Below are 20,113 nucleotides of genomic sequence, written 5' to 3' on the forward strand. Positions count from 1 at the left end.
CTGTTATTTTAGTCAACTAAACTAGACATTCCCAATGAAATACACAATGCATTGTCAATTCTGTCGCTAAATTCGGCTGGAAGCTGTGAAATTTTAAAGTCCAGTTGATCTTTTGAAACCGTGAATAATTGTTCAAACAAAATAGTGCTATCATCATAAATATCTTTCACTTCTTTTTTTGAGAAATTTACATGAGTAGGCATTTTCTTTTTAGTTCTACTAGTTACTGGTGCTACTATAACAACTGGAGAAAACTTATTTCCTACATTATTTTGGACTACTACTACTGGTCTTTCACCACTTTGCACACTACCTTTATTCTTCCCTAAATTAACATTCCAAATATCAAGTCTCTTTATCTCTCTTGTCATTTTTTCCGTTGCTACCGCCATTATGTAATCACTCCCTTAATTCTATGAAGATAATTTTATTTTTGTTTTATTCTATTTATTTGTCAATCTAATATGTACTACTTGCTCTTATCTATCTCTCATTCTTTCTCTTTATAATGGTAATTATACATACAAATATAATAATTATCAATACGGAACATTTGTTCTGTCAAGGCTTTTTCGAATCAACTGAATTTTTTGTAGGCCAAATGCATAAGCCTATTGACAAATGGATATACATATTTATAAAAGGAAAATGGAGGAATACATATGCATAGACAAGACGCTTGGACACATTCCGAAGATGTTCTACTAGCTGATACAGTATTAATCTATATAAGTAGCAACAAAACACAATTAGCTGCATTTCAGGAGGTTGGTGAAAGATTAAACCGTACCCCTGCTGCTTGTGGCTTCCGCTGGAACAGTACACTAAGGCATAACTATTACAATGAAATAAAAGCAGCCAAAGATGAAAGAAGGAATAACAAGAGTAGTTCGAAAATCAGAAGAACCAACATTGAAACAACTGAGGAAACCGAAATCAATTATATGAATGAAATAGATAAGGCTATTAGCGCGCTAAATAACTTACGAATCGAATTTCTTAATATGCAAGAAACAATACGAACACAAAAAAATAAAATTAATGAGCTGACGATAGAAATTCAAGAAGATAGGAAGGAATACGATAGACCTATTGCCAGCGATGATTTAGATACTTTATTAAAAATTATTCACAGAGCTGAACAATTGGGTTTTCCTAAAAACATTAAACAATACAAAGAAGAACCTGCCATATAACTTGGCAGGTTTCTTTATAAAAATTATATTTTACTACAATAAAAAGTAACCGGTCTCCTGGGAAGAGACAGCCGGTTACTTTGACGAAAAAATAACAAGGAGAGAGTAAAATACCTCGCCTATGTTAAGTGTATAGCTCATTCTGTAATTAGTCAATGCTTTGCCGAGTTGTATCTTACCGCTTTAATAACTCCATTAGCATTTCACTCGCCTTCAATCCCTCACCAATACCTATAAGCTGTATCGCTTCTTTTAGCACCTCTTTAGCCTTTTCGTCCACTATTGCTGCCTCCCCTTACTTGTATGTATTTTATCCATTACACTCATGGAGGATGTGCTTAACGTGTTCCAACACATCCTCTAGTTTCTTGCCACACTTATCACAATACACCTCTTAACTCACCTCTTAATTGCTTCACACTGTCATCCTTAAAAAATCTAAATTAATCTTCTATATACTTTTGTCTTTTTATATATTCTACATGCTTCTTATGTTGCTTCTTTTTCTCTTCATCCCAAGGTTCATACTCTAAAATATTTTCAGACATATACAACCTTACTACTAATTTTCCATTTACCATTCTTTCTACTGCATATTTGTCTTTAACATCACAATATCCCTTTATCCATCCAATACTAGCACCTCTTAACCATATGCGTTGGTTATAGCTCCATTTATTTTGTTTAGATTTTAAATTATCTATTAGTCTATTTGATACCAACCCATTTTTCTCCCTTCCGCTTAAGATATAAAGATCAAGAGAGTATTACCAATTGCGTATCATTATGTTTAAGCTGTTCTTTGAACATGTCTAAGGTTTCTTTGTTTCTACTAATTCGGGTTACGTCGGTCACAATAACAGCGTCAACTTCTGATAGATTATTGATAGCCAATTTTAAATCCACATCATTTGCAACCAAAACAATGTGAACAAGATTGATATCTTCTGACATTGCATACTGATTTATTTTACTTTTCTGTTCGTCTATGCCCCATTCGATAGACGATCTTACGATTGCCATAGCCTTCATGATTTTATACTCCTCTACTATTCGCAAATTGGACTAATCAAACTTGCATTTCATAAGACTATTCCCGCTCCAACATCATCTCTCTGTATTCATCATACATCATGTCTTCGTAGTGTTCAGCCATATCTGATAAATATTCATCATTAGAGTATTCGAACCTAGCTTTATCTAATAGTTCTTCAATGTTGTCTATATGATGTTCCAAGAAGGTAACAGCCTCCTCGTAGAACCCTTTAAGATTTCTAGTAGTTGTATTTACCTCTTCTTCAGATAACTCCAATTCATAGTGCATAAGTTTGTTTCTCGTTTTATTAAAATCATCAATAGCTCCTTTAAGGACATCTGGAATGGCTATGTCACAGAGTAACTCTAGTCTTTTAACACTATCCATTAACGAAACAGTCTTTAGATCATGTCCTACCTCAAAAACGTTTTGTTTGCCTTGCTTGATCATCTGACTTTTAGCAGCCATGTATTTTCCTATATCACTAAAAATCAGATATTCTTTTTCATTTTTAAGAATCATCTTAAATAATATTTCAATGGCATGATTCAATGATAGGATTGCATCTTTTAGGTTATGTTCAGTTCCCTCGTGTAATCCTACGTCGAGTTTTTCAATACAAGTATATGCTTGCTTTAAAGAATCAATCCCATTCTCCAGTAAACCGTATTTCATTTTGGGCACCTCCCGTTATTATAAAACATGCCTTTCACATGAACTTCCAATTTACTAATTCATCTTTATTTAATTTGTATTTATCCTTAATCGAGTTCAATTCGTTGAGTTTCACATATGTTTTTGGTTTAGGGCATTTCTCCATAGGAACACCATTAATATTATCAACGCTATAGCCCAAGGTACAACTATATGGATTAACTGTTCCAAATTCTATTCGTAGAGCTTTGCAATTCTGACATGTCTTTTTAATAAATGTGTTCCTCCTTACCATCCAATCAATCGCCTGAATACCTATTCACTGTAATCGGATAATGATAAATCTCAATATCCTCATCAATGAACCCTCTCCGCTGAGCTGCTAACAATGTCTCATACATGTTCTGTCTTCCTACAGGATTGTCAGTATGTATGTGGATCTTATCAGCCCTCAGCCCATGTTCACAGAAATACTTGGCTAATTCATATCCATTGGGTAACTCTACACCATCTACATCCTCACCCAGATCGTGGTCTAATGTAAGAATAGCCACCTCTCTAGTCTCAAGTATATGTATGGCTTCATAATATGTACGAGCGACCACGAAGCCATCTGGACAGTCTCTGAGGTCATCTACGTAGAGGTTAATCTTATCTGTCATGGTCGCACATCCTTCCCTGTAAAACACATCTTTCACTTTAAATCAAATGCATCCAATACAAATCTTACTTCGTCTGCTGAAATTGAAATTATTTTTCTCACACCTTCAGCCCTTTCTTCTTCGTTTGCCATGATTACAACTATTCCTGTAAGTTGTTTGCCCTCAATTTCTATATTGGGTCTTTTGTCATCACTTAATACAGCAGGTACTGAATGAGCGCTTAGACTTGTTCCTTTGATTGACATTCCGATTGGATGGTTTCCTATAATTTCAGCTAGGCTATTAATGTGATTATCCATCCATCTAACATCAAATCCCAAATCAGGGTCTAGAACCATTATTCTTGTTTTCTCATAAACAGGTTTTTTCTTCTTGAACCAAGTCATTTTCTTACCACCGTCCACTTTTGAATAGCCGTCTCATAGAATTTCATCCGAACCTCTAAATCTATTAAAAATATCTGCTAAACTAATAACGGATACGATTGGCTGTGTTTTTTCTTTATCGCCGGGCAAATAAACTATCTCACTTTCGATTTTTTCTTGAATTTGATCAATAAGAACTTTAACTCCAGCAACGTATATCTTATGTAAATTCCCGTCGATGTCGTAGTTATAATCTTTTCCACGGCTTGGAACCCTAAATTCATTCAACAGAGATTGAACATCTTCAGAATCAAGTCCAATCTGTGCCAACCCATTAGCTATCCTAACTATCTTAGATTCAAACGGATGTGCAACCATTTCTCCATTTACAATATGATATCCGTAAGGTGCTTCAGACATATGAGTACCTCTCTCATAATTTATTTTCAAGGTAAAACAGTCAATTCATTGTATAACCATTGGACAATTTTTTCGCTCTTTCTAGACTAATGTTGGCGCTAATTTCTCCAGATAAAACACTATCCATCGTTTTGTTTAACTCAAACTCCACTAGTCCTGTAACTGATAGCAATTTCAATGGACTATCGAGATTGATTGGAATCTGTCCTTCTGAAATTGTATCTAAGCTAAAAACGACTTTAAGATGCTCCATAATCAGAATATCCTCACACCAATTGTATAACTCTCTTTTCTTTACCATCTTTAAATACATCAGTTTTAATCTAAATTGAATTACTATACTCGATCTAAATTTGTAGTACATTAACTCACCTAAAAATGGTCGTTGCTCTTCAAGCATGCGTAAAATTGGAACAGTGTCTATTCCATTAAGTAAATTGCTTTCACTATCACTTATAGTTCTTAGTCCAAGTCGATCGCTTTCGTTGATTTTATCAATGATATTTAAGTATTCTTCAGGCAAAAATATAGAGAAAAAATTCAAAACTGGAGACATGCCTATCCTGATACCGAGATATTCACTCCAAACTATTTTAAGAGCTTCGATTCTATTGGTCTGAATAACCTGATTTAATGTTTGAAAATGTTCAATATTTTTTTGGTTCAATATACTTAAGTGCCCGATGTTTGATTTTAACACCTCTAACTCTTTATGCATTTGATGTGTTAGATCTAATCTTTCTCTTTCAAAAGTGACTTTATTTTCTTCTAATTTTTTATCGAATCTATGCTTCAGTGAATTGCCAACCACAGTAGTTATAATTGCACTAACTACGGTACTCGTTAAAAGAAAACTCCAATCAAACAAGGTTACCACCTCTGTTTTCATTAAAATAGTTGTCTCAGAAAATAAATTCAGCTTTTACTTCCTTTTTGTAATAATTGACGAATAGGTTAGCAAAATCCTTTATGTGTTCTTCAGAGCCATAAAACTCGGTAAAGTACTGGTACATTTTTTCTACTAGTCGTTTTTGCTCATCCTGATCATATTCCCAAACACTCATATGTCCAAGCGCCTCATGAATCTCATTCAAAATTATCTCCTTTTCCTCATCAGAAGCTTTATAAATGAATTCGAGCCAAATACTCAACGTGTTACAAACCGTTTTATTCAATGAACGCTCTCTCTCAGATAAAAATTCACCTAAGTCGTCCATGATGAGTTTGATCAAAAAGGAAATTGATTCATTGCCGAGCTCCATATAAAAACCTCATTTCTTTATAAAATAAACCTTTTACTCTACAATACTATGTAGTGTGAAACTGTACAATGTTTCCTTTGTGATAAGTAAATAATAACACACATCATAATTATTTTCAATGTATGATTATATTTATATATATTATTGGGGCAAGTTTTGCCCTTATGAATACTTTGCGATACATCTTAATGTAATACTTAAGAACGCCAATCCTACAATGCATCTGAGTATTGTTTGTGAGTCTGTAATAATTCCGTTCATACTTAGCAACAATAAGCCAAACGCTGTCACCCCAACTATCAAATTTGCTTTGTTATTATTCATCATCTTCACTTCTCCTAACAACAAAGTTTTAACCAATTATATCATATTCCAATTACAAAATAAAAAGCGACCTGTTAAGTCGCCTATATGCTATTTATGTATTTTATATTGTCTCTCTTCTTCATAGCTAGCGGCAGCCTCAATCAACTCAATCCACTCACCATCATGATCCATGACACACAGTTTATGATTAATGATTGTTCCATGTTTATACATAAGCGTACTCCTCTCCAGTGAGTGAACTAATAATATTCACCTCTGAATTATGGCTATTATAATGGTAGTATCTATCAATCAAAATAAAACTCATAACTTCTTTGGATCTTCCAACGGTCTCAATTTCTTCTTCAACTTTACCGTCTACTACTATCATATAAGAGTCCACTATATACACTCCTTTTTATTGTGATTATATTCATATTGCAGATATCTACAATTCACAGATTAGCTCTCTGTCTTCTTTAAATTCTTCTGCCTCGTTCCAACTGCTAAATTTAGCGGCTAGTTCAATGTCATGTGTATATATTTGTCCTCTATATTGCTGCCAATCACCTCTTAAATATTGCTTGGTTTCTGCGTTTATAATTGTGTACATTTTTTAATCTCCTTTTTATTTTTGCTTGTTACCCTCTCAATCAAAGACTTATTATATAAGATATACTTTTAATGTTAGGCAACAAAAAACTTTTCGAAGTCAAAAATAAATGACTCCATTTTCTTCTTATTGAATTGATAAAGTTTGAGTCCATTTAATGCTGGTCTATCTATAACAATTGTGTTTTTACCGATACGAAGATAGCCATTAGTGTCAAGTTCTTTGTCATAATATTCGTAATAGTCCGATCCTAAACTGTTAGCTTCCTTGGGAGATAAATTAGTCCAAGCTTCATTCGCAATCATTTTAATGTAGTTATACAACTCTACGAAATCCCTAAGTTCAAAATTATATGTAACATTATATTTATTATTTATTTGATTTTGATTCATTTCAAGTATCACTGCTGATTTTCGATGTTTAACAATTAACTCTGTCCCGTTAGAACATGTAAAAACCCTAGTCTTCATATTCTTCGCTCCTTCTTACTTGATTACATTCCAGTATTTGCATATCATACAAATAGATTAGTATAATTAAATTAATCTTAAATTGAGAAAGGAAAATAAGAATGGTAGTAAAAATCAAAAATTTGGGTTATGGATTAAGCGCATTATCCTTCGTTTATGCTATTTATGCTTACTTCATCAAACATCTGCTAAGGGTTACTCCAGATACACGAGAATTTATGGGTTCTCAGATTAGCAATTCGCTTAATAAAGATTTAGTTCAAGCATTAAATGACTACACTGTGTCTATTCCATTTGCTTTTATTTTCTTAGCGATTGGTATAGCTATTATTTTTGCTAATAAATACTTTGATTAAGTTGCGACTTTTGGTCGCTTCTTTTTTGTTATCAAATACTTCTTTTATCCCAAAGCTTCGACCATATTATTGATATAAGCATTGAGATAATCTTTTTGCATTTCTAACATCATAATTTTTACGTCATTGGGATTCTCACTTTGTAAAATAGCAACAATATTCTTAACTTGTGCAATCAACTTTTCTTCAAGTGTTACAGTTTTCATTTTACATCTCCCTTCTTCATTATTGTTAATTCATCAAATTATTTATTTTTATTTTCAACTTATCTTCAAGTTCATCGGTTAATCTAGAAATAGAACGAAGTGAATCCATAAAATCATTATCTAATTTATCCTCAATCATTTCTTCTGCTCTCTTCTTTACCATATCCTCAAATTGTTCACCTATATATTCGAATACTTTAACTAAAGGTAATTCAGCACCATTAATAATTAATTTTGCTTCCATAGATGAAGGATCGTACCCTTTTTGATATAATGGACTGTTTTTCCCTACCGCGCTTAATGCCTCAATGATAAAATACCCTGTCCATGAATCAATTCCGTGTTCCCATAAATCAAATTTACTCATCTGATTGCTCCTATTCCTAATAATAAACAATTCCCTCTCTATCACTTTCTATGATCTTTTCACCTACAAGTTCATAAAACGTACTACGAATTGCATCCTCATAGTAATACTCCAAGTGGATTGTAGATTCAGCGATCTTACTTAATACATTTTCAAAAAAATATTGAATAGTTAGATCATAGTTCTTAAGGCTGCATTGAAATGACCACAATCCTGATTCATTATTGAAATTGCGTTCAAATCCATCTGTTGCTCTTTCGTTTTCGTCTTCCCAATCATCGGGCATGTAAGAAAGCATTCCTCTCGGAATAAATGTTGCTCTTGGATATTCTCCATATTCTCTTAAAAAGTCAATGTTTGATTCTGACCATTCATATTGTATTTCCTTAGAATTTAAAAACTCCATTTCCTCTCTGTACTCTGGTTTAACGATGACTTTACATCTTAATCCTGTATACTGTCCCATTTTTACCTCCATTAATTAGTTGTATAATCAATTAAAAGAATCCTTTTATAAACTCACTCACTTATTGTTTCTGAATCGTTGTATTTCTTCCATCTCTTTACGAAGCAATTCTTTTGAAACTTCATTTAATTCTTCATCTGATATATTTTTTTCATCAAGAAGTACGTCTCGCTGTAATTTCCAGTACTTCATTCTAATGTCTCTAAGTTCGGCGTTTTCAATACGATTTATTTCTTCCTGATTTAGAACTTCATTAAATTGTTCTTCATAACTCAAATACTTCTTACTCATAAATTACATCTCCTCGTAAAATAATCTTTTTATCTACTTACACCAATCTTTTCCGTACTCTTTTTCTAAGTGAGCACCAAACTTAATGTACATGTCCTCTAACTCTTGAAATGTATTCTCATCTCTTGATTCCGGTTTGCTTTTTAATTCATGATATCTTTCGCTCAACAGATTATAGATCATCACTTTTTCTCTGAAAATTAGTTCCATGCTTCAATCTCTCCTTGTAAAATATTCATTTCATGGTCACCTAATCAAGCCAAGACTTCCTGGTTACAAAAGATTCAACGCTGAGAACATTCTCAAGATAGATCCTTCCTGTTACCCCTTGTAAACACTCCCCAGAGCCAGACCATTCTTTATCGGTTTCTCTATCTAATTCAAAAATTCGCTCCCAGCTTTTTTCTTTGGTAATTTCTAATTCTCCATTATAAAAAGCTTCATCTTCGGTCTCATTATCAGAACAAAATGAATTATTGAGAACCGTATGCCATCGATAAAAATCCGAAACGAGAACAGCCTCCTTGTCCAACATAAGCTTTAAACGTACACATTTGGTTCCACCTCTAAAGTGACCTGTTTTTCGCATATCCGGCTTTTTAACCCAAAGCCACACGGGATATTCACCAAGATAATTATGTATTCTCATTTTCATTTGGGACATCATCCATTTATACTCTTCAGAATACGATGCATATTTCACTTTACCCTCAAGGTATCCTGCCTTTTTGGCGACTTCCCAAGCTTCCGCTGTCTGCATTGACCAAAAGATCATACTACACCTTCTATCTTTGAATGAAAGAATCATTTTATTCTAAAACCCATAATTTGCATTACTTCTTTTGCAGTATAATCTGTACCTGCAACATAATTAGATATAACACTTTCAAGTATTTCCTTTGGGTTGATACGTGACTGTTTTCCCTCAAGCACATTAAGTAATATTCGTTCAGATTCTTGAGCGATCTTTTGATTGAGTTCACTAACGAATCGAGTGTTAGTAGGATAGTTAGGAACACCCTTATAAAATCCATTATCTAAATCATGTTTTTTCCACACTTCTAACAATTGAGCTGCCTTGTTATATTCGAACATCTTTTTTGCCCCTGTCTTTATAAAAATATAGTTTTACACGGTTTGTTTTATATCGATATTCATGACAACCATAGCACCCTCAGCTTCACATAAAACGGCAAACTTAGCCATTACTATTTTATCATCGAACGAATATATATTCGCCTCTAATTTACCTAACACCTTCTCAAACACAGTTACCTTATACATGTAATCACCTCATATGTATTGTTCTTATCAATATAATCATTATATACTATGTGATTATATTTGTATATATGATTTTGAGTATTTTTATTTATTTATTTGTGTAACAATAAAGACCGCCTAAGCGATCTTGGTCAAATTAATCTTTTATCTGGCTTTTTATTTCAGATTCTTGCTTTTTCATAAACTCAATATAACACTTAAAACATCTACCTCTCAGCCGCGCCTTATTCTTACAGAATTTCATCTTACATTGATTTGGGTTATTTCTCATCTGTTCCGTCGATTTATATGGCATAAATCCAACTGGTATATGAAACAAGGGAAGAATTTTTAACATATCCATATAGCATTTAAGACAATATTCAGCCTCTTCGTAATCAGATACAATGTTTCCTGAACAATATTCATTCTTGCACTTATGTATATCCATGCTGTTCACCTCTAAGTTGTTTATCTATGTAGAATGCACATAATTTGTCACCTGCAACACAAATCATTCCTCGCGACAAATCACTTTATCTTATTAGCTCATAGGTTTCCCTAACTGTAAAGAGCAATTATTCATGTAACGAATCAACATTTTACTGGGTGTTCTATGTATCAATTACTTGGGCAGCACTCTTATTATATTCTTTTTTAATCTTCTCTACTATGCGGATTTGTCCTTTTGGTGTAATCTTCATAGTTTTGACCAATTTGACCCCATATGGTGTATCTATACTCTTTTCTTCAACAACAAACAATTTCTGATTCATTGCGTACTGAGTCGGCTCGTTCCTATTAGTTAATACAAGATTCCAGTCACGCAGTTTCTGATATAATTTCTTTTCACCAATATTAATTCCTTCATCCTGTATGAGTTTACTCATTTCTCGCACCAGAATTTTATCCTTTGATTTAAGAACGGTTTCAGCAAATGTAACTAGTGGTTTATTCTCTTCAATCTGCAACTGCAACTTCTTCTGCTCTTTCTTAGCTGTAAAATAGGCAATCGCGCGGTCTTCCTCTGACAAGGATAAATATTGCTGCGCTGAATTATGTATGAATGCTTCAGCTAAAACATTCTTAGCTTTTAGTTGATACTGAATTAACTTGCTTGCTACTTCTGGTTGATTCTTTTGCATGTTTGGGGTAATTGTGATTTTGGCAAGCCATAATGGTAGAAAATCAATATCTAGTACTAATATTTCTTGTATACCACCATTTGTAGGGAGGGCTAAATTTAGCCCCCCTTTACTGAGTACAATATCATTATTGATTTTTCTGCGTTCATTTTTTGTTTGATCTGGTGATAGTCCAACTCCTTCACAAACCCATCGGACACCCACATAAATCTTGCCATCATTTGCTTTGATGCCCAACAACTCAGATCCATTAAACTCTACTAGCTTTTGCTCTACTACCTGAATATTATTTTCCAATTATATATAACTCCTCTTAGGTTTAAGTCAGGCAATCTCACCCTGCTAACTCCCTCCCTGTAATACTTATTTTATTTACAAATCTTTGCGTTTAGACTTAACATGCTCTCTCATCATCTTACGCATCCTATTCATTCCGACACTTTTTGTTATTTCTGTGCTAGTTGCATATTGATTGAACTCATCGTACTTGTCAGGCTCTAGATATGTTAATGTAGGCCTAATTGCCTTCACTATAGTTTTACTCAATTTACTCCTCCGTTCTATGTATCACTGATAAAAGTCCGTTTTTATCGTTTTAAAAGATCGCTTGTATTCATTCGATTATATTAGTAGATTTTTATAAATAAATACTCACTTTGCTTATTGTGCCAACTTTTCTTCTTTCGTTGGTAAATACCACAAGAATCCTGTTAGATTGAGTTTATTTATTCGTTTTTGCGGTAGCTCTCCCTTTTTGTAAGCTTGTCTTTGTCTTGAAACCCATTGCCCCAGTTTCAAATCATTGACTACATATTTTTGAGGAATATTGACATGTCCTTTCATTTTTTTGAAGGTTGTCAATTCACTGTAAAAATTTTCCCAAGAATTATCTATAATTTCCCATTGAAATCCTAACTCTCTAAGCGCTCTTATACGTTCTTTAGACATACTCCCTCTTTTATATTTTTTTCTCTGATCCTGCACCCACTGACCCAAATTAAAATCGTTGATTCGATATCGTAATGGAACATCTACGTGTTCATGCTTCATTTTAAAATTTAGTAATTCATTGAAACCTTTTTCCCATCGCAAATCTAAAACTTCCCATAAAAAACCGATCAATTCTAATCTATCAATCCTTTCTTGGGTTAGTTTCCCCCTCTTATACTTTTTTCTCTGATCGTGTACCCAATTTCCTAGCTTGTTACCCTTAAATTCAAATCTGTTAGGTACATCAACATGTCCTTGCTCTTCCTTAAATTCCAGAAGAAGTTCGTAATTTAGACTCCATAAATTTTCTAGCTCATTCCAAATAAAATCAACCTCATTCAATTTGTTTATTCTTTCTATATTCAATCGACCTTCTCGATATGCCGCTCTCTGATGTTTAATCCAGTTTATCATTTTTCGATCTTCATTATCCCAACCTATTCTTATATACTGTTCAAACATCGTATCCCAATTATCAATCAATCTACCTTCTAGCTCGTTAAACAAATTCATTGCATTATGTATTTCATCATAAACAATAAAATTATCCAGTCTTAATTCACTCTCGCCCCTGCTTTTACGTTGTCTATTCTCTTTTTCTGCTGCATCTTTAAGATCATTACCAAACGTATCACCACCTAAATTATTAAAGTTATTAACAAGATCGAACACGAAAGGCTCTTTGCTTCCCACCTGTAATGCCCGTCCAATTTGCTGGTAGTAGATAGTTGGCGATACAGTGGGTCTGAGACAAATTACACCATCGACGTCCTCGACATGCAACCCCTCATTTAACATATCAATAGTGAACAGCAATCTAATATTACAATTATTTTGATTCAAAACAAACTTTTCAATTATTTTATTATTTTCACTTTCAGTTTTACCTGTATATACACTATATGTATCAATGCCTTTACCTAACTTGGCTTTTTTAAACCAACCTTTAACAATGCTTTGCATCTCCAAAAGATGTTTTTTGTTTCTACAAAACACAATGAACTTCCCTGTGCTGTCACCCAGATATTTTTTCAAGATGACGGGAATGCCTTTGCTTTTGTCCAGATCCTTTTTTAATTGTTCTGCTTCCTTATGAAAACCTTCTTTCTCTTCATCGGTATTACTAGATTTATCAATCTTATCTTTTAGATTCATAATCTCTTCATCAAATGTGTATAATGCTGAAACATACTTTGGCATGGGCAAAATGCCTTTGACTATTGCCTCAGTCAAACTAAGATTTGTTGCAACATTACCATCGAACAATTCATCGGACATGTCCCGCGCACCATCTAGGTAGCGAATTGGCGTAGCAGTAGTACCCAATAATTTAGCATCAGGAAAAGCTGCAATAAGTTTGTTTACACCTTCTCCCCATTTTTCAGCGCCGCAACGATGGAATTCATCCAGCACAATCATACTAATATTCAATTTATGTATCGCTTCTTTGGACATAAACGACAATTCAGTGTAAGTTAACAACTTTGTATTGGGTAGTACATCAACTTTGCTAATCAATTGATCCAGAATATGATTTGATGGAGCCAATACAACTTTATTTACATCTGGATATGTAAACAGGCACTTCAATATAAGAAATGTCTTACCTGTCCCTGTGGCCTGAACAGTTGCTACGCGATTCTGTGTCTTCCATGCTTCAATGATCTTATCGTATGTCTCCTGATTGTGCGGGTACAATTCGATATCATCATGTGTTGTCATATGTATATACCTCCCGTTGATTATATTTATTTTCTAATTCTTTTGATTTCTCTTAGAAGGGTTCGCGTTTTGTTTTCAGTCACTATTTGTTCACATCTCGAACATTTTATACGTCCCGAAACATCTTGCTCCCACTTGTCATCATTCTTGCATGGACATGGGTTGTCCTTTAATGCTTTATTCCATATTTCATCTAACTCCTCGATATACGTCACACCATATACATTCCTTTCAGGGTAAAATAACTGTTTTATCAATGATTCCCCATCCAATATCCATCATAATCGTAATGATTCTTCCCTAGTACCCTACCATTAATCGTATGGTATGTCTTATTGAGTTTGTCTACTTCCTCCTTGGTTAGTAGTCTAACCTTGTCTTTTGGAAAATGAACATCCATAAATCCGAATCCCTCACAGAATGTACCGATATAATAATCCTCGTCTTCTGCAACTACATGAATTCGCTCATCTTCTTCCCTACCGATGTTCCCCATTAGGTGAATAGCTTTACTCCCACCTGTCACAATCATTATTCTATTTCTGATCTCATAGGCTGGGATATTTCTTATGCCATTAGGGATTTTTCGCTTATATATATTGTCATTCATTAGATAACCTCCAATATTATTTGATGTATTGATGTTTGTGGTTACTTTAAAATCCTGCTTTCAATTAGAAATTAGCAAGTGCTTCCCAAGCCTCTTCATGAATACCTTTGACTGAAACCCATATTCCATTTTCAAACTTTTCGATTCCAGTCATAAAAAAATAATTATCTCCTTGGATTTCTTTGGCTTCTTCCAGAGTTTCAGCTTTTCCCCAAACTTCATTATTGATATCCCAGTTCACTACACGATACATTTTCATTCTCCTTTTCCTCGTGAAATACTGTTTTTATTTGGTCAAGAATTTAACATTATTCTGACCGTATTGATTTTCAATTTACTATTTAGATTGCTTATCTGTTCATATTCTTTGAACTTTCCTTCTTTGATTACAATATTATTTTCATCGATCACTTGATAATTAATGTAAGGCTTTCCGAACTCCTTATTCCAAGATAGAAGTTTAATCATGTATCCTTTCCTTTCTAAATAAAATTATGTAGATATATGAGGAAGACCAACAACAACTTACTATCCAGCCTTCCTCCCCTTATAATCAATGCCAAATGTTATTGCGATGACTGTATTTAGCAACTCTCTGTGCCTTCCGCAAGCTCTTATATGCCTTTCCTTGCGTTCCTTCGACATTAAAACTACCGTCCGCATATTCCCAAATCATTCTTCCCTTAAAAGTTGTACAATTGATGATCATTATGATCGTCTCCTTTTCATATTAGCTATTTGTTTGTAAGACAGAATACCTTTTTGCTATTTCCCACAATGTTTCTTTTTGAAATTTCGGTAAATTTAAATCGTTGTTATTATTGTAGAAACTCATTACCAAACCATCTTTCGGTAAATATCCCTTTGTAGACCAAATTAAAAAATCACTATAAGCTTGTTTTATTTCTAAATCCGACATTGACAAAACAATATCTCTTTCAACTCTTTGATCCATAAACTACCTCTCTTTGTAAAATCGTTGTTTTATCATATGAATAATACTCTGTTACTGGTTATAGTACACTGTTTCTCATTCGTTAAGTAAATTATACCACATCCATTATTTATATTCAATAATATAATTATTTTTGTTTATAAGCCTTTACTCAAAAATAAAACTGAGTCCAGAATATAGACCCAGTTCAATTACAAAATTCAATTTTTTAGTTCAATCATACCACCCTTATCGCGTGTGTAGGTGTGACCCACTGTCTTCGCTTCAGTGATTCCAGTTTCTTCATTGTTGCTTGCTTTTACTCCATTAAGAACTATCTTTCTGATTGCTTTAATACTTACTTCTAAGGCTAATTTGTCTTTCTTCAGCTTACTAATTATCTTGTCTTTCTTGGCTACTTCTGTTGTTTTAGCTTCTAATTCCAAATCTTTGATTTCTAATTTATGTTTCATATCTCTTGTTTCTAGTTTCAATTGATTAATCTTTGACTCTAATTCCTTCGTATTATTTAAGCTTTCTAAAAATCTACTCATTTCTGCATTGAGATTGTTTCCTAATATATCTGGATGATTGTTTTCTTGTATTTCTGCTTGAAGGAGTTCTTCTGATTTCTTATCAAAGTAAACTAAGTTGTTTATATTAATATAATTTTCTAGTGACCCGTGCCGTTTTGAAATATACTGGAACTTCTGATAAACAGCTTGTGGATTTTTGTTAAATGTTTTTGCAGCTATCCTGATTGCTCCCCATTTACTGTTTCCCTTACTAATCTCATTGTTCACTATTTCGTTAAGTGTTACAATATCATTATCCGTCCACACGCCTCTCTTGTGATCTTCAGTAGATGTCTCTTCAATTCTAAGTAAATAATCTCTAATTTTTATTGCAATTTTGCTATCTCTTAACAACATACCAACTCTTAAAATCGCTTTACGTGGCACTAGTTTAACTATGAATTGCCCCGCAGACAAGGCTTCTTTCACTTTGAAATAACCCTCATCTTTATTGTTTATTGTTTTAACACCATCTTTTTCAAACTCTGATTTGTGTCTATTAAGAACATTAATAATAGTTTGATATTCAACTTCATAATATTCAGCAACTGCTTTTACTGTCATATGTTGATTATCTGGCAACAGTGAAAGTAACTTTACCTTCTGCAATACTTCAGTTTTATTTATGTATTGATCTCTAACATTTTTATCTTCAACAAAGTTGTCTGCGTTTAATTTCAATAATGCTCCCATATTCAATTCTCCTTTTATGTGTTTATGTTTATTTATAAGAATCAATTAGTTTTTCAAGCTTAATGATTTCAGGCTTTTGCAATGGCTGTTTTCCATTTATGAATAGTGAGAACAAAGATTTACTTATAGATAGCTTACCAGCGATAAATGATTTCTTTATTCCTCTTTCTATTATTAACTTAAGTGTTCTTTCTCTTAACGTCATGTATTCACCTCCGTTAAAATTTATTTTAATGTTCTCTTGAGATAAATATATCACTCATCACTTTTATAGTCAATATATATTATTATATTTGTTTATAAAATAAAAAAGATTTGATACCTATTCTTGATATTTGATAATTTTTTTAGCGCATGGTAGGATATTCCTTGTAAATCAAATCCATTATTAGATATTGAATGGTTTTGTTTTACTATTATTACTAAGGAGTGATTAATAAAGTGAAAAAATTGCTAAGTTTGTTTGTCGTGTTGGTATTGTGTTTAGGTATTCTTCCATACTCAGTTAACGCACAGGATTTATCCATTAACACCCCAGAGGACTATATTAACTATCTAAAGTCCAATAGCAAAGGTCTAAGCGCGCAGAACGAGAATGATTCATCTGTTGTTCTAGAGCAGTTCACAAATCTTTCTAAAGAAGATCAACAGAAATTTGTTGATTACATGAATAATCCTGAAGCAATTAAAGCTATTTTTAATGCAATGCAAAATGGCGAAAATGCAGACCTATACAATGGAGATATAAAAGTGAGGGTAAACCAAAGCAAACCCGATCATACCATTACTCCATTTGCAACTGAATATAAACCTCATGCCGAAACAGTTGCCTCAACATTTGGCATCAATATTATCACAACTCAAGTATATGTTCAGTACAGAGTTAGCGGAGGAAAAGTGACTGAAATATTGAATGGTGGTGGAATCGTAACTAGAAATTGGTTCCCTGTTGTGAATATCACCATCAAAGAAGATAAGCCATATATCAATTCAAATAAAACTAGAGCCTACGAGACAGCATATTTCACCTGGAACTTTATACACTCGTCGCTTGGTGCAGTTGTCGGAACTGGCACACATACTATTTGGGGATTTACTGACGGTACTTGGGATGCATCATTTTCAAAGTCATAATAAAGGATAAGTTTAAAATATGAAAAAAAAGACAATTATGATTTTAGGAATAGTACTTGGCGTATTACTTGTTCTATATATTTTATCCAAACTACTATATAATAACTGGCATAACTAACAACACAAAAAGAAGCGTTTGAGATAATTACTCAGCGCTTCTTTTTATGATCAAAGTAACATTTTATTATGAATATTTGGTTCTTGTTTCTAAGCCTTTACTTATAAATGCGATAGTTAGAGTTGCGTAAGTTATGGCATTCATCAATTTCCCAAACTTTTCGGTCAATATCTTCTCTGGAACATCATAAAGCTCTATTGGAACATATATCGTTATAAATAATATCAACAAAACCACAATGATCATTGATATTCCTGAAAGCACCTTCTCGAATTTATTCAGTTCCCTTTTCGATATTTTGTAAGAAGATTTAAAATAATCAAAAGTTGTTAGCAGTATTGAGACAAATCCCGTTGTTATTGTTAAACCAGTTAATACGTTAATCCAAATTGAAACTACTGATAAAACTAAATATACTAATGCAACTACGTAAAATAATGTTGATAGACAGAAATCTATATAGTATGTGAGTCTTCTATTCATTAAATATTTAAGTCCTCTCTTTTCATGGTACACGAACAAAAAACAGCCTCAAAAGGCTGCTTAATTGATTATTATATGTATTGCATTTGCCAAAGTCGCAACAATTCCAGTAAATTTCTGCATAACAGTAGTGGCTATATTGGCAACGTTCTCCGAACTAGTGTCAGGATTCTTAAAAGAATACATAGCATATCCAAGAAATAAACTACCCGCCAAAAAAGCAAACCAATCATTTGTTTTCAATCTCATATAATTCACCTATACCTTTTTCCTAATTATAACATACGGCTCAATATGATGTATAATCTATGTAAAAGACTGGTTTATATACAACTCATTTTTCATGATAGTGCTTTGACATTAACAAAGAGCAGTTTCCCACTCCTTGTTAATACTCCTCATCCTCTTCTTCAAGCTCATCATCTTCTTCTTCGTTTTCTTCTTCCTCATCTTCGTTAGAGTGTATCAAATTATATATTTCTTCCTGCTGGCAACTGAGACAATATGTACCAACGTCTCTCTTTAATTCGTTATCAAATACAGTTGTACTTCTGTTTGATCCGCAGTCACCACATGAATCGTCGTCGTTATCTTCAAGTATGTATTTGCCGTATCTCTCAGTCATTTAAATGCTCCTTCTAGGTTTTATTTTATTGTAGCATGATTACGCCATATGGGTGGAGTGATATACCGCACAACTAATAGACTCTTTTAATATTGCAATAATGTCTTAATCAGAGGAATTATAAATATACATTACTATGGATAAAATTATCATAAAATTCGAGTGATATACTTTTAATTTTGCATATTCATACATTTGTATCTACGTAAAACAAGAATTTTATCCAAATTACACATATGAAGGAACGGTGCAATAAAATCCGTATTCTTCGTTTGTTCCCAGTTCCTTAATTTCAACCTTGTGTCGATCATGGGATGATTCTTTATGTACCCTGATTCCCATCACATCGTTTTCCAAGAAGCTATAATTTTCACTGTCGTTCAGGCAGACGACATTCCCCATATCTAACTTTTGACTGATAAACGCTATCATTGATGCATTCATTTTTTGTATTCATCTCCTTGTAAAATCACTCTTTTACTATGAAAAAATCAACTTGGAAGGATTTCCTTCGGCATCTGTCAATACCGAATCATAGTCCCAATGTTCTTTTGTTACTCCATGAAAATAATGTCCATTGGATAACTTGTAATATCCACCTTCAAAACCTACTACAATTGAATCAATGCGCTGAGTACCAGCATAATAAAATGCCTTTTTCCCTAACATGTTTATCCCACCATATCCTTATAAAATGAGTATTTTAAGTTGTCTACAGTACAGCGTTACTCGTTACATTACATTGTTACAGTTGCAACCTAGCCAGCTTGTTACTGGCTAACGCTCAGAGCCTAATGCGGTTTATAGTCGCTCTGACGACTTAATAGCTAAAATACCAAGCATTCATTTTACCAATCAGATTGGACAATTTAATTTTCTCATCTTCTGTGAATTTAATTTTTAAACGTTCTTTTTTCTCCATCTCTTCGGTAAATTTCCGTTCATCTCTAGTAATTGTATTTATATATGCAAGCATTCCTCTTAATGCACCAATATTTATATTTTTCACCGTAACCGCCTCCTATGTATTAACTTACCTTATGAATTCATTATAACACACAATTTAATTATATTCAAGTATATGATTATATTTGTTTATTAAATTTGCACTTTCACCAGTCTATATAAACATGTAAAATATCAGTTTTATA

37 protein-coding genes are annotated in these 20,113 nt (G+C 33.1%); 3 read left to right on the plus strand and 34 right to left on the minus strand.

What is annotated here, in order from left to right:
- Nucleotides 1-8 precede the first annotated feature (8 nt).
- Nucleotides 9-392, minus strand: a complete 384-nt coding sequence (locus ACU1JV_RS00775; protein ID WP_446724470.1) for a type II toxin-antitoxin system PemK/MazF family toxin — start codon at nucleotides 390-392, stop codon at nucleotides 9-11.
- 270 nt (nucleotides 393-662) lie between these two features.
- Between ACU1JV_RS00775 and ACU1JV_RS00780 the strand changes: the two genes are divergently transcribed.
- Entirely contained in the window at nucleotides 663-1,196 is a 534-nt protein-coding gene (locus ACU1JV_RS00780; RefSeq protein WP_413986428.1) for an RsfA family transcriptional regulator, read from the plus strand.
- 443 nt (nucleotides 1,197-1,639) lie between these two features.
- Here the strand turns inward: ACU1JV_RS00780 and ACU1JV_RS00785 are convergent, their stop codons facing one another.
- The 12 genes from ACU1JV_RS00785 to ACU1JV_RS00840 all read right to left on the minus strand — a co-directional run bounded on the left by ACU1JV_RS00785 (nucleotide 1,640) and on the right by ACU1JV_RS00840 (nucleotide 6,984).
- Nucleotides 1,640-1,918 (minus strand): hypothetical protein, encoded by a 279-nt coding sequence (locus ACU1JV_RS00785; protein ID WP_063213278.1) that lies wholly within the window; start codon nucleotides 1,916-1,918, stop codon nucleotides 1,640-1,642.
- Nucleotides 1,919-1,952: 34 nt separating this feature from the next.
- The gene (locus tag ACU1JV_RS00790; RefSeq protein WP_413986429.1) at nucleotides 1,953-2,228 is read right to left on the minus strand and encodes a recombinase family protein; all 276 of its coding nucleotides are present in this window, start codon (nucleotides 2,226-2,228) and stop codon (nucleotides 1,953-1,955) included.
- A gap of 58 nt (nucleotides 2,229-2,286) precedes the next feature.
- On the minus strand, nucleotides 2,287-2,907 hold the full coding sequence (locus ACU1JV_RS00795; protein ID WP_326400684.1) for a hypothetical protein: 621 nt from the start codon (nucleotides 2,905-2,907) through the stop codon (nucleotides 2,287-2,289).
- Nucleotides 2,908-3,185: 278 nt separating this feature from the next.
- Nucleotides 3,186-3,548 (minus strand): cyclic-phosphate processing receiver domain-containing protein, encoded by a 363-nt coding sequence (locus tag ACU1JV_RS00800; RefSeq protein ID WP_413986430.1) that lies wholly within the window; start codon nucleotides 3,546-3,548, stop codon nucleotides 3,186-3,188.
- 32 nt (nucleotides 3,549-3,580) lie between these two features.
- Nucleotides 3,581-3,934 (minus strand): hypothetical protein, encoded by a 354-nt coding sequence (locus tag ACU1JV_RS00805; RefSeq protein ID WP_413986431.1) that lies wholly within the window; start codon nucleotides 3,932-3,934, stop codon nucleotides 3,581-3,583.
- Nucleotides 3,935-3,967: 33 nt separating this feature from the next.
- The gene (locus ACU1JV_RS00810) at nucleotides 3,968-4,333 is read right to left on the minus strand and encodes a hypothetical protein (RefSeq protein WP_446724471.1); all 366 of its coding nucleotides are present in this window, start codon (nucleotides 4,331-4,333) and stop codon (nucleotides 3,968-3,970) included.
- A 40-nt stretch (nucleotides 4,334-4,373) separates the two neighbouring features.
- Nucleotides 4,374-5,201 (minus strand): hypothetical protein, encoded by an 828-nt coding sequence (locus ACU1JV_RS00815; protein ID WP_413986433.1) that lies wholly within the window; start codon nucleotides 5,199-5,201, stop codon nucleotides 4,374-4,376.
- A gap of 34 nt (nucleotides 5,202-5,235) precedes the next feature.
- Nucleotides 5,236-5,595 carry a hypothetical protein gene (locus tag ACU1JV_RS00820; protein ID WP_413986434.1) on the minus strand — a complete coding sequence of 120 codons (360 nt, stop codon included), beginning with the start codon at nucleotides 5,593-5,595 and terminating at the stop codon, nucleotides 5,236-5,238.
- Between the two features lie 414 nt (nucleotides 5,596-6,009).
- Entirely contained in the window at nucleotides 6,010-6,135 is a 126-nt protein-coding gene (locus ACU1JV_RS00825) for a hypothetical protein (RefSeq protein ID WP_263364631.1), read from the minus strand.
- Nucleotides 6,128-6,304, minus strand: coding sequence for a hypothetical protein (locus tag ACU1JV_RS00830; protein ID WP_161627014.1), 177 nt, complete (start codon nucleotides 6,302-6,304; stop codon nucleotides 6,128-6,130). Before ACU1JV_RS00830 ends, ACU1JV_RS00825 begins: the two co-directional genes overlap by 8 nt.
- Before the next feature lie 45 nt (nucleotides 6,305-6,349).
- Nucleotides 6,350-6,514, minus strand: a complete 165-nt coding sequence (locus tag ACU1JV_RS00835) for a hypothetical protein (protein WP_161627015.1) — start codon at nucleotides 6,512-6,514, stop codon at nucleotides 6,350-6,352.
- 74 nt (nucleotides 6,515-6,588) lie between these two features.
- A complete protein-coding gene (locus tag ACU1JV_RS00840) occupies nucleotides 6,589-6,984 on the minus strand; it encodes a hypothetical protein (protein WP_029518016.1) in 396 nt (131 codons plus the stop codon).
- 101 nt (nucleotides 6,985-7,085) lie between these two features.
- Here ACU1JV_RS00840 and ACU1JV_RS00845 point away from each other — a divergent pair, with 101 nt between their 5' ends.
- The gene (locus ACU1JV_RS00845) at nucleotides 7,086-7,340 is read left to right on the plus strand and encodes a hypothetical protein (protein WP_019687686.1); all 255 of its coding nucleotides are present in this window, start codon (nucleotides 7,086-7,088) and stop codon (nucleotides 7,338-7,340) included.
- A gap of 44 nt (nucleotides 7,341-7,384) precedes the next feature.
- Here the strand turns inward: ACU1JV_RS00845 and ACU1JV_RS00850 are convergent, their stop codons facing one another.
- The 15 genes from ACU1JV_RS00850 to ACU1JV_RS00920 all read right to left on the minus strand — a co-directional run bounded on the left by ACU1JV_RS00850 (nucleotide 7,385) and on the right by ACU1JV_RS00920 (nucleotide 16,807).
- Nucleotides 7,385-7,546, minus strand: coding sequence for a hypothetical protein (locus ACU1JV_RS00850; RefSeq protein ID WP_413986435.1), 162 nt, complete (start codon nucleotides 7,544-7,546; stop codon nucleotides 7,385-7,387).
- 25 nt (nucleotides 7,547-7,571) lie between these two features.
- Nucleotides 7,572-7,913 carry a hypothetical protein gene (locus ACU1JV_RS00855; protein ID WP_413986436.1) on the minus strand — a complete coding sequence of 114 codons (342 nt, stop codon included), beginning with the start codon at nucleotides 7,911-7,913 and terminating at the stop codon, nucleotides 7,572-7,574.
- A gap of 16 nt (nucleotides 7,914-7,929) precedes the next feature.
- Nucleotides 7,930-8,379, minus strand: coding sequence for a hypothetical protein (locus ACU1JV_RS00860; RefSeq protein ID WP_413986437.1), 450 nt, complete (start codon nucleotides 8,377-8,379; stop codon nucleotides 7,930-7,932).
- Nucleotides 8,380-8,436: 57 nt separating this feature from the next.
- Nucleotides 8,437-8,670, minus strand: coding sequence for a hypothetical protein (locus ACU1JV_RS00865; RefSeq protein ID WP_413986438.1), 234 nt, complete (start codon nucleotides 8,668-8,670; stop codon nucleotides 8,437-8,439).
- Nucleotides 8,671-8,703: 33 nt separating this feature from the next.
- Nucleotides 8,704-8,880 (minus strand): hypothetical protein, encoded by a 177-nt coding sequence (locus tag ACU1JV_RS00870; RefSeq protein ID WP_413986439.1) that lies wholly within the window; start codon nucleotides 8,878-8,880, stop codon nucleotides 8,704-8,706.
- Between the two features lie 40 nt (nucleotides 8,881-8,920).
- The gene (locus ACU1JV_RS00875) at nucleotides 8,921-9,445 is read right to left on the minus strand and encodes a DUF3841 domain-containing protein (RefSeq protein ID WP_413986440.1); all 525 of its coding nucleotides are present in this window, start codon (nucleotides 9,443-9,445) and stop codon (nucleotides 8,921-8,923) included.
- A gap of 29 nt (nucleotides 9,446-9,474) precedes the next feature.
- A complete protein-coding gene (locus ACU1JV_RS00880) occupies nucleotides 9,475-9,765 on the minus strand; it encodes a hypothetical protein (RefSeq protein ID WP_190297380.1) in 291 nt (96 codons plus the stop codon).
- Nucleotides 9,766-9,798: 33 nt separating this feature from the next.
- A complete protein-coding gene (locus ACU1JV_RS00885) occupies nucleotides 9,799-9,954 on the minus strand; it encodes a hypothetical protein (RefSeq protein ID WP_413986441.1) in 156 nt (51 codons plus the stop codon).
- Between the two features lie 593 nt (nucleotides 9,955-10,547).
- Entirely contained in the window at nucleotides 10,548-11,375 is an 828-nt protein-coding gene (locus ACU1JV_RS00890; protein WP_413986442.1) for a phage antirepressor N-terminal domain-containing protein, read from the minus strand.
- A gap of 363 nt (nucleotides 11,376-11,738) precedes the next feature.
- A complete protein-coding gene (locus ACU1JV_RS00895; RefSeq protein WP_413986443.1) occupies nucleotides 11,739-13,790 on the minus strand; it encodes a Helicase associated domain protein in 2,052 nt (683 codons plus the stop codon).
- Between the two features lie 253 nt (nucleotides 13,791-14,043).
- Nucleotides 14,044-14,400: a hypothetical protein gene (locus ACU1JV_RS00900; RefSeq protein WP_413986444.1), complete on the minus strand. Its 357-nt coding sequence runs from the start codon at nucleotides 14,398-14,400 to the stop codon at nucleotides 14,044-14,046.
- A 64-nt stretch (nucleotides 14,401-14,464) separates the two neighbouring features.
- Nucleotides 14,465-14,653, minus strand: coding sequence for a hypothetical protein (locus ACU1JV_RS00905; protein WP_413986445.1), 189 nt, complete (start codon nucleotides 14,651-14,653; stop codon nucleotides 14,465-14,467).
- Between the two features lie 477 nt (nucleotides 14,654-15,130).
- On the minus strand, nucleotides 15,131-15,355 hold the full coding sequence (locus ACU1JV_RS00910) for a hypothetical protein (RefSeq protein WP_413986446.1): 225 nt from the start codon (nucleotides 15,353-15,355) through the stop codon (nucleotides 15,131-15,133).
- A 200-nt stretch (nucleotides 15,356-15,555) separates the two neighbouring features.
- Entirely contained in the window at nucleotides 15,556-16,602 is a 1,047-nt protein-coding gene (locus ACU1JV_RS00915; protein WP_029518032.1) for a hypothetical protein, read from the minus strand.
- 28 nt (nucleotides 16,603-16,630) lie between these two features.
- On the minus strand, nucleotides 16,631-16,807 hold the full coding sequence (locus ACU1JV_RS00920; protein ID WP_161627019.1) for a hypothetical protein: 177 nt from the start codon (nucleotides 16,805-16,807) through the stop codon (nucleotides 16,631-16,633).
- A gap of 236 nt (nucleotides 16,808-17,043) precedes the next feature.
- Between ACU1JV_RS00920 and ACU1JV_RS00925 the strand changes: the two genes are divergently transcribed.
- The gene (locus tag ACU1JV_RS00925) at nucleotides 17,044-17,736 is read left to right on the plus strand and encodes a hypothetical protein (RefSeq protein WP_029518033.1); all 693 of its coding nucleotides are present in this window, start codon (nucleotides 17,044-17,046) and stop codon (nucleotides 17,734-17,736) included.
- A gap of 184 nt (nucleotides 17,737-17,920) precedes the next feature.
- On the opposite strand, the gene ACU1JV_RS00930 is transcribed toward ACU1JV_RS00925, so the two are convergent.
- From ACU1JV_RS00930 to ACU1JV_RS00955, 6 genes are all read right to left on the minus strand, one after another.
- Entirely contained in the window at nucleotides 17,921-18,337 is a 417-nt protein-coding gene (locus tag ACU1JV_RS00930) for a hypothetical protein (RefSeq protein WP_029518034.1), read from the minus strand.
- A 60-nt stretch (nucleotides 18,338-18,397) separates the two neighbouring features.
- The gene (locus ACU1JV_RS00935) at nucleotides 18,398-18,586 is read right to left on the minus strand and encodes a hypothetical protein (protein WP_029518035.1); all 189 of its coding nucleotides are present in this window, start codon (nucleotides 18,584-18,586) and stop codon (nucleotides 18,398-18,400) included.
- Nucleotides 18,587-18,725: 139 nt separating this feature from the next.
- Nucleotides 18,726-18,962 (minus strand): hypothetical protein, encoded by a 237-nt coding sequence (locus ACU1JV_RS00940; protein ID WP_029518036.1) that lies wholly within the window; start codon nucleotides 18,960-18,962, stop codon nucleotides 18,726-18,728.
- A gap of 228 nt (nucleotides 18,963-19,190) precedes the next feature.
- Nucleotides 19,191-19,406, minus strand: a complete 216-nt coding sequence (locus ACU1JV_RS00945; protein WP_029518037.1) for a hypothetical protein — start codon at nucleotides 19,404-19,406, stop codon at nucleotides 19,191-19,193.
- A gap of 36 nt (nucleotides 19,407-19,442) precedes the next feature.
- Entirely contained in the window at nucleotides 19,443-19,631 is a 189-nt protein-coding gene (locus tag ACU1JV_RS00950; protein WP_446724472.1) for a hypothetical protein, read from the minus strand.
- A gap of 151 nt (nucleotides 19,632-19,782) precedes the next feature.
- On the minus strand, nucleotides 19,783-19,971 hold the full coding sequence (locus ACU1JV_RS00955) for a hypothetical protein (RefSeq protein WP_190297391.1): 189 nt from the start codon (nucleotides 19,969-19,971) through the stop codon (nucleotides 19,783-19,785).
- Nucleotides 19,972-20,113: the final 142 nt, after the last annotated feature.

Source organism: Paenibacillus sp. T2-29 (assembly GCF_052921365.1).

Bases quoted from the DNA above. Each gene is read 5' to 3' on its own strand.
- ACU1JV_RS00775 (WP_446724470.1), bottom strand. From the start codon at position 392: ATGGCGGTAGCAACGGAAAAAATGACAAGAGAGATAAAGAGACTTGAT.
- ACU1JV_RS00780 (WP_413986428.1), top strand. From the start codon at position 663: ATGCATAGACAAGACGCTTGGACACATTCCGAAGATGTTCTACTAGCT.
- ACU1JV_RS00790 (WP_413986429.1), bottom strand. From the start codon at position 2,228: ATGAAGGCTATGGCAATCGTAAGATCGTCTATCGAATGGGGCATAGAC.
- ACU1JV_RS00795 (WP_326400684.1), bottom strand. From the start codon at position 2,907: ATGAAATACGGTTTACTGGAGAATGGGATTGATTCTTTAAAGCAAGCA.
- ACU1JV_RS00800 (WP_413986430.1), bottom strand. From the start codon at position 3,548: ATGACAGATAAGATTAACCTCTACGTAGATGACCTCAGAGACTGTCCA.
- ACU1JV_RS00805 (WP_413986431.1), bottom strand. From the start codon at position 3,934: ATGACTTGGTTCAAGAAGAAAAAACCTGTTTATGAGAAAACAAGAATA.
- ACU1JV_RS00810 (WP_446724471.1), bottom strand. From the start codon at position 4,333: ATGTCTGAAGCACCTTACGGATATCATATTGTAAATGGAGAAATGGTT.
- ACU1JV_RS00820 (WP_413986434.1), bottom strand. From the start codon at position 5,595: ATGGAGCTCGGCAATGAATCAATTTCCTTTTTGATCAAACTCATCATG.
- ACU1JV_RS00825 (WP_263364631.1), bottom strand. From the start codon at position 6,135: ATGTATAAACATGGAACAATCATTAATCATAAACTGTGTGTCATGGAT.
- ACU1JV_RS00835 (WP_161627015.1), bottom strand. From the start codon at position 6,514: ATGTACACAATTATAAACGCAGAAACCAAGCAATATTTAAGAGGTGAT.
- ACU1JV_RS00840 (WP_029518016.1), bottom strand. From the start codon at position 6,984: ATGAAGACTAGGGTTTTTACATGTTCTAACGGGACAGAGTTAATTGTT.
- ACU1JV_RS00845 (WP_019687686.1), top strand. From the start codon at position 7,086: ATGGTAGTAAAAATCAAAAATTTGGGTTATGGATTAAGCGCATTATCC.
- ACU1JV_RS00850 (WP_413986435.1), bottom strand. From the start codon at position 7,546: ATGAAAACTGTAACACTTGAAGAAAAGTTGATTGCACAAGTTAAGAAT.
- ACU1JV_RS00855 (WP_413986436.1), bottom strand. From the start codon at position 7,913: ATGAGTAAATTTGATTTATGGGAACACGGAATTGATTCATGGACAGGG.
- ACU1JV_RS00860 (WP_413986437.1), bottom strand. From the start codon at position 8,379: ATGGGACAGTATACAGGATTAAGATGTAAAGTCATCGTTAAACCAGAG.
- ACU1JV_RS00865 (WP_413986438.1), bottom strand. From the start codon at position 8,670: ATGAGTAAGAAGTATTTGAGTTATGAAGAACAATTTAATGAAGTTCTA.
- ACU1JV_RS00870 (WP_413986439.1), bottom strand. From the start codon at position 8,880: ATGGAACTAATTTTCAGAGAAAAAGTGATGATCTATAATCTGTTGAGC.
- ACU1JV_RS00875 (WP_413986440.1), bottom strand. From the start codon at position 9,445: ATGATCTTTTGGTCAATGCAGACAGCGGAAGCTTGGGAAGTCGCCAAA.
- ACU1JV_RS00880 (WP_190297380.1), bottom strand. From the start codon at position 9,765: ATGTTCGAATATAACAAGGCAGCTCAATTGTTAGAAGTGTGGAAAAAA.
- ACU1JV_RS00885 (WP_413986441.1), bottom strand. From the start codon at position 9,954: ATGTATAAGGTAACTGTGTTTGAGAAGGTGTTAGGTAAATTAGAGGCG.
- ACU1JV_RS00895 (WP_413986443.1), bottom strand. From the start codon at position 13,790: ATGACAACACATGATGATATCGAATTGTACCCGCACAATCAGGAGACA.
- ACU1JV_RS00900 (WP_413986444.1), bottom strand. From the start codon at position 14,400: ATGAATGACAATATATATAAGCGAAAAATCCCTAATGGCATAAGAAAT.
- ACU1JV_RS00905 (WP_413986445.1), bottom strand. From the start codon at position 14,653: ATGTATCGTGTAGTGAACTGGGATATCAATAATGAAGTTTGGGGAAAA.
- ACU1JV_RS00910 (WP_413986446.1), bottom strand. From the start codon at position 15,355: ATGGATCAAAGAGTTGAAAGAGATATTGTTTTGTCAATGTCGGATTTA.
- ACU1JV_RS00915 (WP_029518032.1), bottom strand. From the start codon at position 16,602: ATGGGAGCATTATTGAAATTAAACGCAGACAACTTTGTTGAAGATAAA.
- ACU1JV_RS00920 (WP_161627019.1), bottom strand. From the start codon at position 16,807: ATGACGTTAAGAGAAAGAACACTTAAGTTAATAATAGAAAGAGGAATA.
- ACU1JV_RS00930 (WP_029518034.1), bottom strand. From the start codon at position 18,337: ATGAATAGAAGACTCACATACTATATAGATTTCTGTCTATCAACATTA.
- ACU1JV_RS00935 (WP_029518035.1), bottom strand. From the start codon at position 18,586: ATGAGATTGAAAACAAATGATTGGTTTGCTTTTTTGGCGGGTAGTTTA.
- ACU1JV_RS00940 (WP_029518036.1), bottom strand. From the start codon at position 18,962: ATGACTGAGAGATACGGCAAATACATACTTGAAGATAACGACGACGAT.
- ACU1JV_RS00945 (WP_029518037.1), bottom strand. From the start codon at position 19,406: ATGAATGCATCAATGATAGCGTTTATCAGTCAAAAGTTAGATATGGGG.
- ACU1JV_RS00950 (WP_446724472.1), bottom strand. From the start codon at position 19,631: ATGTTAGGGAAAAAGGCATTTTATTATGCTGGTACTCAGCGCATTGAT.